This window comes from Rhodanobacter sp. Root561 (assembly GCF_001427365.1).
Taxonomy (GTDB): domain Bacteria; phylum Pseudomonadota; class Gammaproteobacteria; order Xanthomonadales; family Rhodanobacteraceae; genus Rhodanobacter.
In genome coordinates, this window is sequence record NZ_LMGH01000011.1 from 244,411 (window position 1) to 258,284 (window position 13,874).

The window sequence follows — 13,874 nt, forward strand, 5'->3', positions numbered from 1 at the left end:
CATGACAACCACGCACAATCCGGAAATTCTCGATTTCATCGAACGACTGGCCGACACCGGAAGCCATTACCGCATGGAGGAAATGGAGCGCCTCTACCTGGACGATCTCGGTTTCCTCGTGCTCACTCCCCAAGGAAGCATCGCGCGTTTCTCGAAGGCGGAAATGCTTGGCGAGTTCAGGAGCCGTCGTGACGCCGGCGAACCGCCGTTGTCGACCGAGAAGCGCGTTCTGCACGTTGAGGAGCAGGGCGACGACGCGACCGCCGTGCTGTATCGGCGGATGAGCGATCAGGCCGACCCGGCCCTGTACGAGCTGCGCCTGCGCAAGGTTGATGGCACGTGGCTGGTCGCCGGGGAGACGGTCATGCCATGGCCGGACCTGGCCACGGCCCGGGGCTTCCTGCCGCCGCGCACGAAATAGGTCGGCAGGCTGGCGAGTGGGGGATCCGTACCTGCGGATTCCGCATTTTCCCGGTTGCCATCCGGCGTGATCCTGCAAGGCTTGGCGAGGTGCCATCTTCAGCCGGCTCAGGGATCGAGCGAAACCACGCAATCGATACCCGCGCGCGCCATCTTGGCGTACGGACAAAGGCGTTCGGTATGGCGCACCAGTTCGCCGGCCACGGTCCGATCGACACCGGGAAGGCGAATGCGGATGTCCGCCGACAGCATGAACATGCCGTCGACCGGGTCCCTGCCGAAGGCAACCCTGGCCACGACTTCGGCATCGGGAATGGCTACCTTGGCCCGTGCTGCAAGCAGGCTCAACGCGCCATGGAAGCAACCGGCGAAGGCCGCTGCGAACAGCTGTTCCGGATTGGTGCCGCCGCCTGAGCCACCCAGTTCTTCAGGCATGCGCAACTGCACGTCGAGCATGCCGTCGTCGGAACGCGCCACGCCCGACGCGCGCGCGTGCCTCGCCTCGCCGCCGTTGACGAAAACGGTACCGATATAGAGCGGCAGGAATTCCGTCCCGAAGTGCTTGTCGAGCAGGGAAACGGGAGGCGGTTGCGGCTTGGTCATGGATAAGGTTCGTCGTGCGTTGGAGATGTGCTGCGGGTGATGTGTCGTGCATGGATGACACGCTGCGCCGAATGGTTCGTCACGGGGAGCCGGCGTTACCGCGTACATGGTTCCGGGCAGTTCGCACCGCGTTGCCGCCGAAATCCTCATCGACGGATGCTCAGCGGGAAACTGCGCGAGCGGTCGCCGGGCCCTCGGCAGTTGCCAGGCGGTCGGCGAATGGCGAGCGGCTGAGCCAATCGTGGAAGTCCAGCACGCCGATGCGCGCTGGATCGGTGGGCAGCAGGGTGTCCGGTTCCAGCCTGGCGCCGAAATACAGGGCGGCGGGATCGGCAATCACATGTCGCGGATCGCCGATGATCGCCAGGAAGCGGCGGACCCATTCAGCCAGCGGCGCCTTGTCCGGCCCGGCGATCTCCACCACGTCGTTGCGTGGTGTGCCGCGTGCATAGTCACTCACCGCATCGGCCACGTCGTCGGAGGCGATCGGCTGCATCAGTCCGGTCGAAAGGTGAACCTCCCGATCGCCGGCGCCTTCATCGGCGATGCCGTTGAGGAACTCGAAGAACTGGGTGGAGCGGACGATGGTGTACGGCACGCCGCCCGCACGCACCAGCGCCTCCTGGGCCATCTTGGCGCGGATGTAGCCGCTGGCCGAGAACGCCGGCCGGTCGGTGCCCACTACCGACAAGGCCACGTGGTGTTGCACGCCGGTTGTCCGTTCCGCGGCGAACAGGTTGCGTCCCGATTTTTCGAAGAAGTCGAGCACGGCCCGATCCTCGAACGATGGTGAGTTGGCGAGATCGATCACCGTGTGCACGCCAGACATGGCTGCGTCGAGGCCTTCGCCGGTCACCGCGTTGACGCCGGACGACGGCGAGGCGGCGAACACTTCATGGCCGAGTTGGCGCAGCCGGTCCACCACCTTGCTTCCGATCAGGCCGGTGCCGCCGATGACGACGATTTTCATGATCCACCTCTTGCTGGTGACGGCGCCATCGGGCGCCTTGACGCCATCCTAGGTGCCGGTGCCGGCGGTCGATAGGTCACGCGCTGGCAGCAGCATGTTGCCCCGAGCGCAACAATCCACCGGATCACGACACCTTGCCGAGCGTCGATTCCGCATTCGTGTCAACAACGGATTTGTCGGTTTATTGGTGCGCCGCAATCAACACGGAGCGTCGGTTTCCGTGGCTACCGACGGGGTTGGTAGGCGCCTAGGCTGAAAGCCGTCACGCCATTGAGCGCGAGCGGGCCCTCAGCCGATCTGGGGACAGCATCACTCAACGAGGAACGCAACCATGACCCAACGTGTCGATTATCAAAAACAGGCGCCCGAGCTTTTCCATGGGCTGGTCGCCCTGAACATGCTGGTGAACAAATCCAGCATCGAGGAATCCATCTGCGACCTGGTCGATATCCGCGCATCGCAGATCAACGGCTGCGGCTTCTGCCTGGACATGCACATCAAGCAGGCCGTGATGCACGGCGAGCGGCCGCTGCGCCTGCATCATCTGGCGATCTGGCGCGAATCCACGCTGTTCTCGCCGCGCGAGCGCGCTGCGCTGGCCTGGACCGAGGCGCTCACCCAGTTGTCGCCGCAGGGCGTTTCCGACGAGGTCTACGAACGCGTGCGCACCCAGCTGTCGGAAAAGGAGATCACCGATCTCAGTTACGCGGTGATGGCCATCAATGCCTGGAACCGCATCAACGTGGCTTTCAGGAGCGTTCCCGGCTCGCTCGACAAGGCATTCGGCCTGGACAAGGCCGGCCTGGCTTGACCGACTCACAACGCGGCGATGATTCGTCCGTCGCCGCGGCCATCCACTGCAAGGAGACAACCATGCGAGCATTCAGGATTCTGGGGCTGTTGAGCCTCTTCGTAGCTGGCGCGGCTCTCGCGCATTCGCCGGCACCGGCGCACGGGCCGGCGCAACCACCAGCCGCCGAAGTCGCGGCATTGATGACCAAGGCGCTCTCCGACTATCCGGGCAAGGAGGCGCTGATGATCAGCGTCACCTATCCGCCGGGCGCGGTCGACCCGGTGCATCGTCACGATGCTCATGCCTTTCTCTATGTTCTTGAAGGCTCGATCGTGATGGGTCTGAAGGGCGGCAAGGAAGTCACCCTGACGCCCGGCCAGACGTTCTATGAAGGACCGAACGACATCCACACCATTGGCCGCAACGCCAGCCTCACCAAGCCGGCGAAGTTCCTGGTGGTGCTGCTGAAAAACCAGGACGAGGACGTGGTGCTGCCGGTCGATTGAGCAGGTCGCCCAGTGTTCATGACCTGCCCGGAGCCTGGCGAGGGCAGGTTTGGCGTGCTGCTGGGCCTGCGTACACGGCCACGCCGGGAGACTCCTGACAGTCTCCCGGCGTGGCCGCGTCGCGGGCGCGGGATGCAGCAGCACTGCGTCCCGCACGGCAACTCAGTTTCCTCCGCTCGCCCCGGGACGGTTCTGCGTATAGCTCAACGGCACGTAGACGTAGCCGCTGCCGTCTTCGGCTCGTGCGACGTGACCGAATGACGGGAATGACAGATGTGCCGCGCCGATCAGGTAGCCCTGTCTTGCCGCATCGGCGAACGCCGCCTCACGCACGCGTTCGGCCTCGCGGTTGTCGCTGTCCCAGACGATGCGCACGGACGGATCGCGGAACTGCATCACCGCCGAATGCACCACGTCGCCCCACAGGACCAGCTTCGCGCCCTTGCTCTCCACTGCGAAAAAACTGTGGCCAGGAGTGTGCCCCGGGCGGGGGATCGCGCGGACGCCGGGGGTGATCTGCGTCTCGCCGTCGAACAGCTGCAGCTTGCCCGCAGCGACATAAGGCTCGAACGTCTTGCGGGCAACGTCGAAGCTGACCCGGACGGCCGCCGACGCCCCGGATTCGTTCGCGTGATTCATCCAATAGTCGTACTCGGCCTTGTCGACGTGCAGGGTGGCGTTTGGAAACGCCCGTTGGCCGTTCTGCAGCAGGCCGCCGATGTGGTCGACGTGCATGTGAGTGATCACGACCTCATCGACCTGCTCGGGCGCATAGCCCGCAGCTCGCAAACTGGCGATGGTGTGTCCCAGGTCGGGACCATAGAACTTGCCGGCGCCCGCATCCACCAGCACCAGCCTGGTGCCGGTGTTGATGAGGAACTGGTTCATCGATGATTCAACCGGAAGCTTCTGAAAAGCCTTCCGGTACTGCGTCCTGATCGTGTCGGGGGAAGCGCCGATCAACAACTGGTCCATCGGGAAATCGATCGTGCCGTCACTCAGTGCAGTCACCTCGAAGTCGCCCAGCATCAGGCGGTAATAACCCGGTGCCTGGGCGCGCACCAGGGGTGCGGCGGATGCGGCGCCGGCGGTGAGCATCGGGCCGATGCCAAGGGCCAGCGCGCTGGCCAGCATGGTGCGGGCGAATCGATAGGTTGGGAACATCATGAATCCTCCGGGAAAGGGCAGTATTGGGTGAGTCGAAACGTTCAACGGACGTCTTTCGGGACGTTCCGGCGATGCGGTTTCGATGTGTTGACAACCGGCGTGCGCACGGCTGTTGCGACGAAGCAGAGAGAGGCAGCAGTTCACCGCGCCGTCTGTGGCGGCGCTCCCGCTTCCGGCGACAGGGACGGGCCGATGTGGAAGACCACGACGGCATCCATCGCAGGCTTTGGTGGCGAGTCCATCGCTGTCTCGAAATGCCTGCCCGGGCGATTTCCGGCAGGGTCTTCCAGGGTGCCGCGCACGGCCAGCCGATAGGTGCCGGCCTGCCATGGGGCGTCCGGGACAAACGTCCATGTGGTCTCGCCATCCTTCAGCGCCGCATGACCGTCCACGATGCGATTGTCGGCGGCGACGATCGTGACGTAGTCCGTGTCGCGGCCATCGATCGGAGCATCCAGCGCGACGACCAGCGGCTGGCGGGTCGCAACGCGGACCGGGGACAGTCGCCACGCCGATACCATCGGGCCGTTTGCGTCCGTCGATCCGACATGCCACCGCCGGACGGGATGTTCATCGAGGGTGAGGAGCACATCATCTCCCGTACTCAGGATCGGTCCCAGCCTTTCCCTCGCGACCAGCCCGGTCTTGACCCGCCCCGGATGGAACAGAAGGGTCAGGATCCGGCCGTCCGGGGACCACAGTTCCTGCGGCAGGAACGGCTGCTGCAGCAGCGTTCCGTCGGGATGCGCCAGTCCGATCCTTGGCAGCACCGGCCCTTCGACCGGTGCTGCGAACTCGATCGACAGCCGCAGCAGGTTCGCAGGCACTTCGGCTGCGGACGGCCACACCTGGATGACGCGCGCTTCCGGGACCCCGGCATGGGCCAGCGGCAGTGCGAGCGCCCACATGGCGACACCTGGCAGCAGGCGCATGGTTCTACTCCGGCGCCTTGATCAGGTCGGGCAGGCCCTCGTCCTTCAGCAGCATGTCCTGCCTCGGCTTGATGTTCCGTTGCTGGAACGTGTTGCCCTTGAAGCTGAAGTCGGGGAACGCGTACTCGGACACGTGGTCGGACATGCGGAAACTGAGGTCCTTGCCGATCGAAACGAGTTGCAGCAGGTCCTGCTGGAGATCGCGGCGGACCACGGCGAACGACTTGTCGTCGAGGTTGTCGATGCGCAACGCTCCGGCGAGCGGCGCTTCCATCACGTCGACGCCGCTGATCTGTCCGAACGGCACCTGGGTCTCGATGCCCGGGCGGACACGTGCCGCCTCCAGCTCCGCGACCGGAATGACGTTCGACACGCGGTTGAAGTTCACCAGCATGAGGAAGTTCTCGGTCTTGCCCCGTACGGTGATGGAATACGGGATCATCCCGGCCGGCGTGTTGCCATAGCCGAGCTCGGCGACCGTCTTGCCGCGCACGTGGGCACCATCCCTCAACGCGTCGAGCGGAATGATCACCAGCGGCGTACACGTATAGGCGGCTACCAGGTAGGGCTTGCCGCCCAACTTGGCGAAGCTCATTGCGCGGATCGGCGCGCGCGTCTCGAGCAGGTTGTGGCCGCCGTGGAAGATCTCCACGGACGTGATCGACTGCTTCGCGTCGAACGGGTAGCGCACCCGTCGCAGGGTGGAGGCGAAGTCCTGGTTCGAGAGGCCGGCGACGAAGAGTTCGCCGTTGCGCCATTTCATGTCGGTCACCGTGAAGCTGCGCTCAGGCGTCTGCTTCCAGAATTTCGCGTTGGAAGTGGGTGCGTCGCGCAGTGCCGCCGATGTTGACGGGGCGGCCTTCAGATCGAAGCGGCGAGCCTTTCCGTCGCTGGTCACCACGAACAGCGCCGGGGTCTTTTCGGCGCCGTAGCTGACGGCGACGTAGACCTCGGCCGTGCCCGGTCGAACTGCCATGTCCTCGACGGACACCCGGACTCCGCCGACCTGCCTCGAGAGCAGCGTCTCGAGGTCGAGGATGTTGAACGCGGTGCCGGCCGGTTGGCGGGGTGCCGGCGGAAGTTCGATCGCATGGACCTTCGCGGCCTTCCAGTCGGCGACGAAGAGAACGTTGTCGGGTCCGGCGGCGAGGCGGGAGATCGATTCGACGTTGGCCGCAAACGCGCTGGCGGGCAGGGCCAGAAGACAGGCGATGGCAATGAGCTGGGGACGCATGATGATTCCTCGATACGGTGGTGACGCGGGCTCGGAAAGCGCGACCGGGATTCACATCCGGACGCGAGCCGGGATCGGCTCTCCCGTAAGGTAGGGTCGGCGACACCGCGCCGCGGCGGTAGCCACGTGAGGCGAATCATCGTGATGATGACGGTGCACCAATGCGGCGCGATGCTGGCACGTCGCCGCAATGCATGGAATGAATGCGCAACTAGTGCCTCGGCGCCTCGCAGCGGAAGTTTTTCGCCTCGTCCGTGCTGCCGCTGCCAACATGGGCGGCTTCCTGCGGATAAGGGCAGACCGGGCGGGTGCGGTCGCTCGCGTTCGGCGGGTTGCTGACGACGATGCGCCGGGGCGCGTTGCCCGTCGCCACCCACTGGTCGATGGTGGCGATGGCATCGAACACGTAAGGGCCGTCGCCACCCCCGCAATGACCCATGCCGGGGATCATGAAAAGGCGGACGTTCGCTGCCTGCTTCGCTTCCAGGCGTGCGTTCACTGCCGTGTAAAAATGGACGCTCGTCATCGGCGGTACCAGCGGGTCCGACCAGCCGTGCGACATCAGCAGCTTGCGTCCGGCCGCGAAATACTCGTCGAGGCCGGTTGGCGAAACGTCGACGACGCGACCGTGCGCGGCAAGCGCGCGGGTGACGTCCCGGTCATAGTCGAAGGAACGAAAGTCCCACTGCGGGTCGTGGAAAACGAGGTCCCGGAAATAGCTGAGCACCGGCGCGATCGGGCCGGTGCCCGAGGCCTGGATCGAAAGCAGGCCTTCGCTGCCGGGCTCGAAGCCCGGAAAGATCGACGCGCCCGTGCGCGGATTGCGCGGACCCTGATAGATCGCGCGCAGGGCGGCGACCTGCGGCTTCGTCAGGCAGCGATCGGTGCCGTTGCCCGTGCGTCCGCATCGCAGCGACGCCAGGTCGAAGCGGCAATGGTCAGGCGCGGCAATGATGCCGTCGCTTACGCCGTCGTCGGCATCGCAGTCCGCCAGCACGGCCTGGTGCACGAAAGCAAACGTCGCGGGAGATATCCGGCTCGCGGCATCCTTCGACGTAGCCGAACTGGTCCACAGCGAACCCACCATGAGCCCGACGGTCGGATTTGCCGGCGCCATCGCCGAGATCCCGTCGTAGTCGTCCGGATAGCGCGAGGCTTCCATCAACGCCTGGCGGCCGCCGGTGGAACAGCTGGCGAACAGCGACCGGTCGACCGGTCTTCCGTAGAACGCCTGGATGATCGACTTGGCGGCAACGGTCATTTCATGGGGCCCGCGGTAACCGAAATCGATGAGCTTTTCCGGATGGCCGGCCGCGAAGCCGGCATCGAGGGAGCTGCCCTGGTGTCCGCTGTCGGTGGCCGCGGTGGCGTAGCCTTTCAGCAGCGGCTCGATCATCGAGGCGTAGGTGATCGAACCCGCCCATGCACCATTGCCGACCCCGACGAACTTGCCGCTCCAGCCGGAGGTCGGCATCCAGACTTCGAAGCGGATGTCGGAGTCGGCAGTGGGATGGCTGCTACCGGCCACGCGGCAGAACGAGGGCAGGTGCGAGTAATCGACAGGCTGTGACGCGGTGATCCCCGGGGCGTAGGCCGGCGGTGCGAACGCGCCGGACGCGACTACGCCGGCGAAGGTGATCCTGGTGTGGGGAATCCCGATGTCCTTGAGGCTGGCGCACTCGGCGGCGCTGGCCTTCGGCACGTGCAGCAGGGCTAATGCAGCAGCCATGACGAATCCGCATGCAAATCGGCGACGGTTCACGTTCGATCTCCTTCGAGGGGCTGGAAACCTTCCGGCAGCGGCTCCCGGTCACGGGAAGGCAGCCGGCTGGACTCGTGGCTGCGCCTGCCGCGCCATCGCTTGATTGGCATGTCCACCAGCTGCAGGCACAACGCCGCCATGGCGAATGAAAATAACGTCGTCGCCGTGAGGGTGATCCACCAGGGTTGCCGGTAGGCGTCGTTGAGCAAGACGGCCACCGGGAAGTGCCAGAGGTAGATGCCATAGGACAGCTTTCCGACGTAGACCATGGGCCTGGAGGCCAGGAATCCGCTGTTGTCATGCTCCGCCAGGTGGCAGATCAGCAGGAAGGCCGAAAGCTCAGCCAGGGTAAGCTCCAGCGTTACTGCCTCGATCGGAAGGTAATGAGGCAGCGACGGCATGATCGGGCAGGCGACGCAGAAGGCGAGCACGGCACAGGCGATCAGGGCTACCGGCCTCGACACGTGCAAGCCGGCCAGGGCGGCCATCGCACCGAGCACGATGCCGCTCATGCGTGTATCGAAGGAGAAATAAGCCTGGAGCCAGCCCCATGACAAGGCCGCGGCGTATCGCCAGGCGGTGATGCAGGCGAATGCCGCCAGCAGCCAGGCGAGCGGTCGTCGGGTTCGCAGCAGGAGTGGCAGCAGCAGCGGCCATAGCAGATAGAACTTCTCCTCGACGCCCAGCGACCAGGTGTGCCCGATCGTCTTTGTCGCCTGCCCCAGGACCAGCGCATAGTCCATGACGTAGAAGCTGGCAAACGCGGCGAGCAGCCAGCGGTGTTCGTTCGGCCACAGCACGGGGGCCACGACCACATAGGCAGCCACCATCAGCAGCAAGGTCGGGTACAACCTGAGCGCGCGCCTGGCGTAGAACGCGCCGGTCCGGATGCCGCCGTTGCGGTGCTCCGCCATGAGCAGCGAGGTGATGAGATAGCCGGACAGGACAAAGAACACGTCCACGCCGAGGTATCCGCCGCGGCCCCACGGCGCTCCGCAATGGAAGGAAACGACGGCAAGGATCGAAAGGGCTCGAACACCGTCGAGCGCGGGGCTGTATCGCATGGATGGATCCCGGCAGGAAGCAGGCGTCTGAGCGGCAAATACGGTAGGTGCTTGCTTTGCGCCAAGGCGGTCGCGAATGCCTTGGCCGGCCTTCTCAATGCCCGGGTGGGAGCCGATCCGGCACCGGCCGGGTCTTCTCGTGGCCGAAACGCGTGTAGAACCACAGGAATGCGAAGAAGCCGAAGTAGCCCAGCACCATCATGCGTCCGAAGGCGTTGTCCCAGGCGGTGACATCCGCGTGCGGGAACCACGCCTGGATGAGTTCGGCAGTCACGCCCGCGCCGCTCAACCCCAGGCCGAGGAACGAACAGACGAGCACAGCCAGGGCCACCCGGAAACCGCGGCCGCGGTAGCGCACGGAGTGAACCTTGCCACGGTCGATCCAAGGCAGCAACGGCAGCAGGATGATGGCGCCGAACATGCCAAGCACGCCCCAGAACGCCGTGCCGAGGAACGAGGGAATCATGCGCAGGATCGCGTAGAAGGGCGTGAAGTACCAGCTGGGCTTGATGTGCGCCGGCGTGGCCAGATTGTTGGCCGGAACGAAGTTGTCGTGTTCGAGAAACCATCCGCCCATGGTCGGCGCGAAGAACACGATGAAGGCCGCGACAATCAGGAAGAAAGACACGCTGAGGATGTCCTCCACCGTGTCGTAGGGGTGGAAGGGGATGGTATCGACCGGCACCTTCGCGCCCCAGCGGTTGCCCTTCGGTCCGTGCTTGACGTCGACGCCTTCCGGGTTGCTCGAACCCACCTCATGCAGCGCGGCGATGTGCAGCACCACCAGCAGCAGCAAAACGATCGGCACCGCGATGACATGCAGGGCGAAGAAGCGGTTGAGCGTGGCATCGCCTGGCAGGAAATCGCCCATGATCCACTGCACCAGCGAGTCGCCGATGTAGGGAACCGTGCCGAACAGCGAGATGATCACCTTGGCGCCCCAGAACGACATGTTGCCCCACGGCAGCACGTAACCCATGAAGGCCTCGGCCATCAACGCCAGGAAGATGATCGAGCCCAGCAGCCAGACCAGCTCGCGCGGCTTCTTGTACGAGCCGTACATGATGCCGCGGAACATGTGCAGGTACACGGTGATGAAGAACAGCGATGCTCCGGTGGAATGCATGTAGCGGATCAGCCAGCCCCATTCCACGTCGCGCATGATGTATTCGACCGAGTCGAACGCATGCGCCACGCTGGGGTTGTAGTTCATGGCCAGGAAGATGCCGGTCACGATCTGGTTGGCCAGCAGCACGATGTTCAACACGCCGAAGTAGTACCAGAGATTCAGGTTCCTCGGCACGTAGTACTCGCTCATGTGCTTGCGGTACAGGGACTGCAGGCCTGGCGCCCGCTCGTCGATCCAGTCGGTAGCACGGGTAATGAGGTTCATGGTGGTGATGCCTCTGTGGATATGGGCGGGTTGCCGGATCGGATGCGCGCGGCAGCGATCAGGCAGGCATCCGGTCCAGTGGCCGCCTGCGGGGAATGTGGTAGCGGGATATCCACGGCCGGGCCAGCTCGAAGGCGGCGCTCGCCGCCAGCACGTCACCGTCACCGCCACGGCCGCCGATGAGCTGCATGCCGATCGGAACGTCATCCCAGTTCCCGGCGGGCACGAAGGCCACCGGGTGGCCGGTGAAGTTGGTGAGATAGCTCAATGCCCAGCCGATCAGGGGATCGACCGCTTCCGCCTCGACGTCGTCGGGTCCCAGGGTCAGGCCGCGTACCGCGTTGCGTACCGGAAAGCTGCCGACGGTGGGCGCCAGGACCAGGTCGACGTCCCGAAACGTCGCTTCGAATGTTTGCCGGATGGACGTCCGCATGGCCGACGCGGCATGCATTTCGGCAAGCGACATGCCACGGGCGCGTTCGATCCAGCTGCGCACGGGAGCCGGCAGCGGGTTGTCATCGCCGAGCAGATCGATGCCTGTTTGCGCGAGACCTTCGGCCGTTGCGAGCATGCGTGCGCCCATCAGCTGGCACCACATGGATGAGATCTCCTGCTGGGAATGGGGCAGGGCAAAGTCGATCACTTTTACGCGGGCGCCAAGGGTTTCGAAGACGATCGCTGCCTGCTTGACCAGCTCGGCGATTCTCGAGTCGACCGGAAAGATGCCCAGATCCATCGACAGGCCAATCCTCATGCCCGTGACGGGACGCCTCGTCTGCATGAGCCAATCTGTCGACGCGCCGCTTTCCGGTACGCTGGCCTGACCTGCGCGCGTGAGTGCGCCAAGTACCAGGGCGGCATCCTCGACGGTGCGGGCAACCAGGCTCTCATGGGTGTAGGGCGCCAGCTGCCCGGAGCCTTCTGCACCGGCGACGCCAACGATCAGGCCGCGCGACGGCTGAAAGCCATAGACGCCGCACCAGGCGGCTTCGATGCCGGCCGAACCGCCACCATCGTTCGCGCCGGCAACGGGCAGCAGGCCATCGGCAACCGCCGCCGCGCTACCGCCGGACGAACCGCCGCTGTTGAAGTCCGTGTCGAACGGGTTTCGTGTCGGGCCGAACAACTCGTTGTCGCAGGTGCCGCGAAAGCCAAGCGTCGGACTGTTGGTGGTGCCGATCATGATCGCACCGGCATGCTCCATCCGCGCCGGGTAGAGGCTGGTCGCTTCTGCAAGACGATCCCGGAGCATCGGTATGCCGCCGAGCGTGGCGGGCCAGCGAGGGTATTCGCCAAACAGATCCTTCATGGCCGTCGGCACGCCGGCAAGCGTGCCGATGTCCTCGCCGGATGCCATGCGCCGTTCGAGGTCCAGTGCGACCTGCCGCGCGTGCTCGAAATTGGTGTAGACCAGCGCGTTCAGCGAAGGATTGCGCGCCTCGATGCGCGCGATGGCCGCATCAATCACTTCGATCGGGCGCAACTCGCCGCTTCTTACCTGTCGCGCTGTTTCGGAAGCGGACAGCTCTCCCAGGTCGTGCTGATCCATCTCGCTACCCTCTCGCCAGACGTGGCACGACCTGGCCGCTATAAGTCGATATCCCGAAGTGCGAGACCTCGAGCAGAACGTGCGAGTGCGAAGGGTCCGGAACGTAGTCCCCGGATCGGATCTCAATCGGATCCGGGCTGACGGCATGGAGGGTGGTCGCGGTCATGGGCAGGAGTCGGTAGATCGATGCGGTGTAGCGCAAATCCTGGATGCGATGGGCGAATGCCGCTAGCCTCGTCCGGGTGTCCGCCGTGTTGCCGAGCGGACAACAATCGCCCCGATGCAGCCGCGCCGTGAGTTCAGGTCACGCCTTCCAGCAAATCCCACAAGCCGTCTTCGTCACCCTCGGCCAGCAGGTCGTACGGAATCTTTCCGCCGGTGAGGCGCTGGGGCGCGCACATCCAGTGGGCTGCGCGCTGTCTGCTTCCGATGTATTCCCGGACTTCGCCCGCGAGCACCGGGTGACGCGCCTCAAGTGCCTCGAACGCGCTGGACACCAGGGCCTCGCGTTGCGCCGCCAGCCGGGCGAGTTCGCTGGCGACGTTGTCGAATTTCATGACGGATGAACGCATCGTACTGTTCCATGAGGTGGGCGGGATGGTGGGTGGCCACTTGCGCGCAATCAGTCGCGGCTACCTTCGCGAATCGATTGCAGAAACGCGATGAGTGCGTCGGTGCGGCCCAGCGCCACCAGCTGTTCTGCGGTGAGGTGTCCCAGTTCCGCGATCGGCGTCTGCCGATACCAGGCCATCATGGTGGGCGGGTCCGGTTCGATCCCGGCGGCTATCCGCAGCACGGCCAGTGCCGCCGGTATCAGGTGGAACAGGGTGCTGTAGCTGCAATCGCCTACCGGCGCTATCAGCTGGTCCGCCGGATCGGCGAGGTAGGCCGCATCGATCAGGGAGCTTAACGAAGGGACAGCTTGGCGACGCATCGAAGTGACTTGAGTCATGGTTACGAACTCCTGCAGAGAGCCGGGGGAATCCTGTCTTCGAAATTTTCCGGATGGGCGATCGAGGCGGCATGGCCGCGGCGGACAGCTTGTCGGAGTACCCGTGCCAGCGTTGCTAGCCCAAGTGAGCTTCTCGTTCATGGCGTCGTCGTGTGGCTGATTGGTACTCCGCGGGGACACCGCGCCAACGTGGGTTCGTCCCGTGCACGAACGGGTGGAAAGTGCACGACCCATTACAGCCGCCTCGACGAGCTGACACCCGTCATCTTCGTTGCCATGAAGAAGAAGCCACGCCATTCTCGACCGCGATCGGCAGTGGCGGTAGAGCTGCCAGGGGACGCGCGGTGTTGCCATGGCGGCAACAGGAAGCCGCGGCTTCCATGCCGGCACGCAGTCTTCATTCGAGCTTTCGAGTCGGCTTCGCGGGCCGCGGCGCCTGATCGTCGCAAGGGCGCAAGGGATCCCGGCCACGCGTCGCCCCACCGCGGTCATGCGGCGAAAAAGAAGGGCGTGCAATGCACGCCCTTCG

14 protein-coding genes are annotated in these 13,874 nt (G+C 64.9%); 3 read left to right on the forward strand and 11 right to left on the reverse strand.

Going from position 1 to position 13,874, the window contains the following annotated elements:
• Position 1: 1 nt before the first annotated feature.
• Positions 2-421, forward strand: coding sequence for a hypothetical protein (locus ASD55_RS09950; protein WP_056718756.1), 420 nt, complete (start codon positions 2-4; stop codon positions 419-421).
• 107 nt (positions 422-528) lie between these two features.
• Here ASD55_RS09950 and ASD55_RS09955 read toward each other — a convergent pair whose 3' ends face one another.
• The gene (locus ASD55_RS09955; protein WP_235577774.1) at positions 529-1,131 is read right to left on the reverse strand and encodes an Ohr family peroxiredoxin; all 603 of its coding nucleotides are present in this window, start codon (positions 1,129-1,131) and stop codon (positions 529-531) included.
• A gap of 52 nt (positions 1,132-1,183) precedes the next feature.
• On the reverse strand, positions 1,184-1,993 hold the full coding sequence (locus tag ASD55_RS09960; protein ID WP_056718758.1) for an SDR family oxidoreductase: 810 nt from the start codon (positions 1,991-1,993) through the stop codon (positions 1,184-1,186).
• A gap of 331 nt (positions 1,994-2,324) precedes the next feature.
• On the opposite strand from ASD55_RS09960, the gene ASD55_RS09965 reads away from it, so the two are divergent.
• Both ASD55_RS09965 and ASD55_RS09970 read left to right on the forward strand, forming a co-directional pair.
• Positions 2,325-2,804 carry a carboxymuconolactone decarboxylase family protein gene (locus ASD55_RS09965; protein WP_056718759.1) on the forward strand — a complete coding sequence of 160 codons (480 nt, stop codon included), beginning with the start codon at positions 2,325-2,327 and terminating at the stop codon, positions 2,802-2,804.
• Complete coding sequence (locus ASD55_RS09970; RefSeq protein WP_235577775.1) at positions 2,801-3,292, forward strand: cupin domain-containing protein; 492 nt, start codon at positions 2,801-2,803, stop codon at positions 3,290-3,292. Before ASD55_RS09965 ends, ASD55_RS09970 begins: the two co-directional genes overlap by 4 nt.
• 162 nt (positions 3,293-3,454) lie before the next feature.
• Here the strand turns inward: ASD55_RS09970 and ASD55_RS09975 are convergent, their stop codons facing one another.
• The 9 genes from ASD55_RS09975 to ASD55_RS10015 all read right to left on the reverse strand — a co-directional run bounded on the left by ASD55_RS09975 (position 3,455) and on the right by ASD55_RS10015 (position 13,345).
• Positions 3,455-4,426, reverse strand: a complete 972-nt coding sequence (locus ASD55_RS09975) for an MBL fold metallo-hydrolase (RefSeq protein WP_200946141.1) — start codon at positions 4,424-4,426, stop codon at positions 3,455-3,457.
• A 173-nt stretch (positions 4,427-4,599) separates the two neighbouring features.
• Positions 4,600-5,391, reverse strand: coding sequence for a hypothetical protein (locus ASD55_RS09980; RefSeq protein WP_056765801.1), 792 nt, complete (start codon positions 5,389-5,391; stop codon positions 4,600-4,602).
• A gap of 4 nt (positions 5,392-5,395) precedes the next feature.
• Positions 5,396-6,625 carry a hypothetical protein gene (locus ASD55_RS09985; protein ID WP_157598947.1) on the reverse strand — a complete coding sequence of 410 codons (1,230 nt, stop codon included), beginning with the start codon at positions 6,623-6,625 and terminating at the stop codon, positions 5,396-5,398.
• A gap of 211 nt (positions 6,626-6,836) precedes the next feature.
• Positions 6,837-8,354 carry a tannase/feruloyl esterase family alpha/beta hydrolase gene (locus tag ASD55_RS09990; protein ID WP_082542734.1) on the reverse strand — a complete coding sequence of 506 codons (1,518 nt, stop codon included), beginning with the start codon at positions 8,352-8,354 and terminating at the stop codon, positions 6,837-6,839.
• A gap of 29 nt (positions 8,355-8,383) precedes the next feature.
• Positions 8,384-9,451 carry an acyltransferase gene (locus tag ASD55_RS09995; protein ID WP_056718763.1) on the reverse strand — a complete coding sequence of 356 codons (1,068 nt, stop codon included), beginning with the start codon at positions 9,449-9,451 and terminating at the stop codon, positions 8,384-8,386.
• 94 nt (positions 9,452-9,545) lie between these two features.
• A complete protein-coding gene (locus tag ASD55_RS10000) occupies positions 9,546-10,844 on the reverse strand; it encodes a cytochrome bc complex cytochrome b subunit (protein ID WP_056718764.1) in 1,299 nt (432 codons plus the stop codon).
• 58 nt (positions 10,845-10,902) lie between these two features.
• On the reverse strand, positions 10,903-12,393 hold the full coding sequence (locus ASD55_RS10005; RefSeq protein WP_056765805.1) for an amidase: 1,491 nt from the start codon (positions 12,391-12,393) through the stop codon (positions 10,903-10,905).
• Between the two features lie 299 nt (positions 12,394-12,692).
• Positions 12,693-12,965 carry an antitoxin Xre/MbcA/ParS toxin-binding domain-containing protein gene (locus ASD55_RS10010; RefSeq protein WP_056718767.1) on the reverse strand — a complete coding sequence of 91 codons (273 nt, stop codon included), beginning with the start codon at positions 12,963-12,965 and terminating at the stop codon, positions 12,693-12,695.
• Between the two features lie 50 nt (positions 12,966-13,015).
• Complete coding sequence (locus ASD55_RS10015) at positions 13,016-13,345, reverse strand: hypothetical protein (protein WP_056718768.1); 330 nt, start codon at positions 13,343-13,345, stop codon at positions 13,016-13,018.
• Between the last annotated feature and the right edge of the window lie 529 nt (positions 13,346-13,874).

Excerpts from the sequence above, each read along its gene's own strand:
- ASD55_RS09950 (WP_056718756.1), top strand. The coding sequence starts at position 2 with ATGACAACCACGCACAATCCGGAAATTCTCGATTTCATCGAACGACTG.
- ASD55_RS09955 (WP_235577774.1), bottom strand. The coding sequence starts at position 1,131 with ATGTACGCGGTAACGCCGGCTCCCCGTGACGAACCATTCGGCGCAGCG.
- ASD55_RS09960 (WP_056718758.1), bottom strand. The coding sequence starts at position 1,993 with ATGAAAATCGTCGTCATCGGCGGCACCGGCCTGATCGGAAGCAAGGTG.
- ASD55_RS09965 (WP_056718759.1), top strand. The coding sequence starts at position 2,325 with ATGACCCAACGTGTCGATTATCAAAAACAGGCGCCCGAGCTTTTCCAT.
- ASD55_RS09975 (WP_200946141.1), bottom strand. The coding sequence starts at position 4,426 with ATGCTGGCCAGCGCGCTGGCCCTTGGCATCGGCCCGATGCTCACCGCC.
- ASD55_RS09980 (WP_056765801.1), bottom strand. The coding sequence starts at position 5,391 with ATGCGCCTGCTGCCAGGTGTCGCCATGTGGGCGCTCGCACTGCCGCTG.
- ASD55_RS09985 (WP_157598947.1), bottom strand. The coding sequence starts at position 6,625 with ATGCGTCCCCAGCTCATTGCCATCGCCTGTCTTCTGGCCCTGCCCGCC.
- ASD55_RS09990 (WP_082542734.1), bottom strand. The coding sequence starts at position 8,354 with ATGGCTGCTGCATTAGCCCTGCTGCACGTGCCGAAGGCCAGCGCCGCC.
- ASD55_RS09995 (WP_056718763.1), bottom strand. The coding sequence starts at position 9,451 with ATGCGATACAGCCCCGCGCTCGACGGTGTTCGAGCCCTTTCGATCCTT.
- ASD55_RS10000 (WP_056718764.1), bottom strand. The coding sequence starts at position 10,844 with ATGAACCTCATTACCCGTGCTACCGACTGGATCGACGAGCGGGCGCCA.
- ASD55_RS10005 (WP_056765805.1), bottom strand. The coding sequence starts at position 12,393 with ATGGATCAGCACGACCTGGGAGAGCTGTCCGCTTCCGAAACAGCGCGA.
- ASD55_RS10010 (WP_056718767.1), bottom strand. The coding sequence starts at position 12,965 with ATGCGTTCATCCGTCATGAAATTCGACAACGTCGCCAGCGAACTCGCC.
- ASD55_RS10015 (WP_056718768.1), bottom strand. The coding sequence starts at position 13,345 with ATGACTCAAGTCACTTCGATGCGTCGCCAAGCTGTCCCTTCGTTAAGC.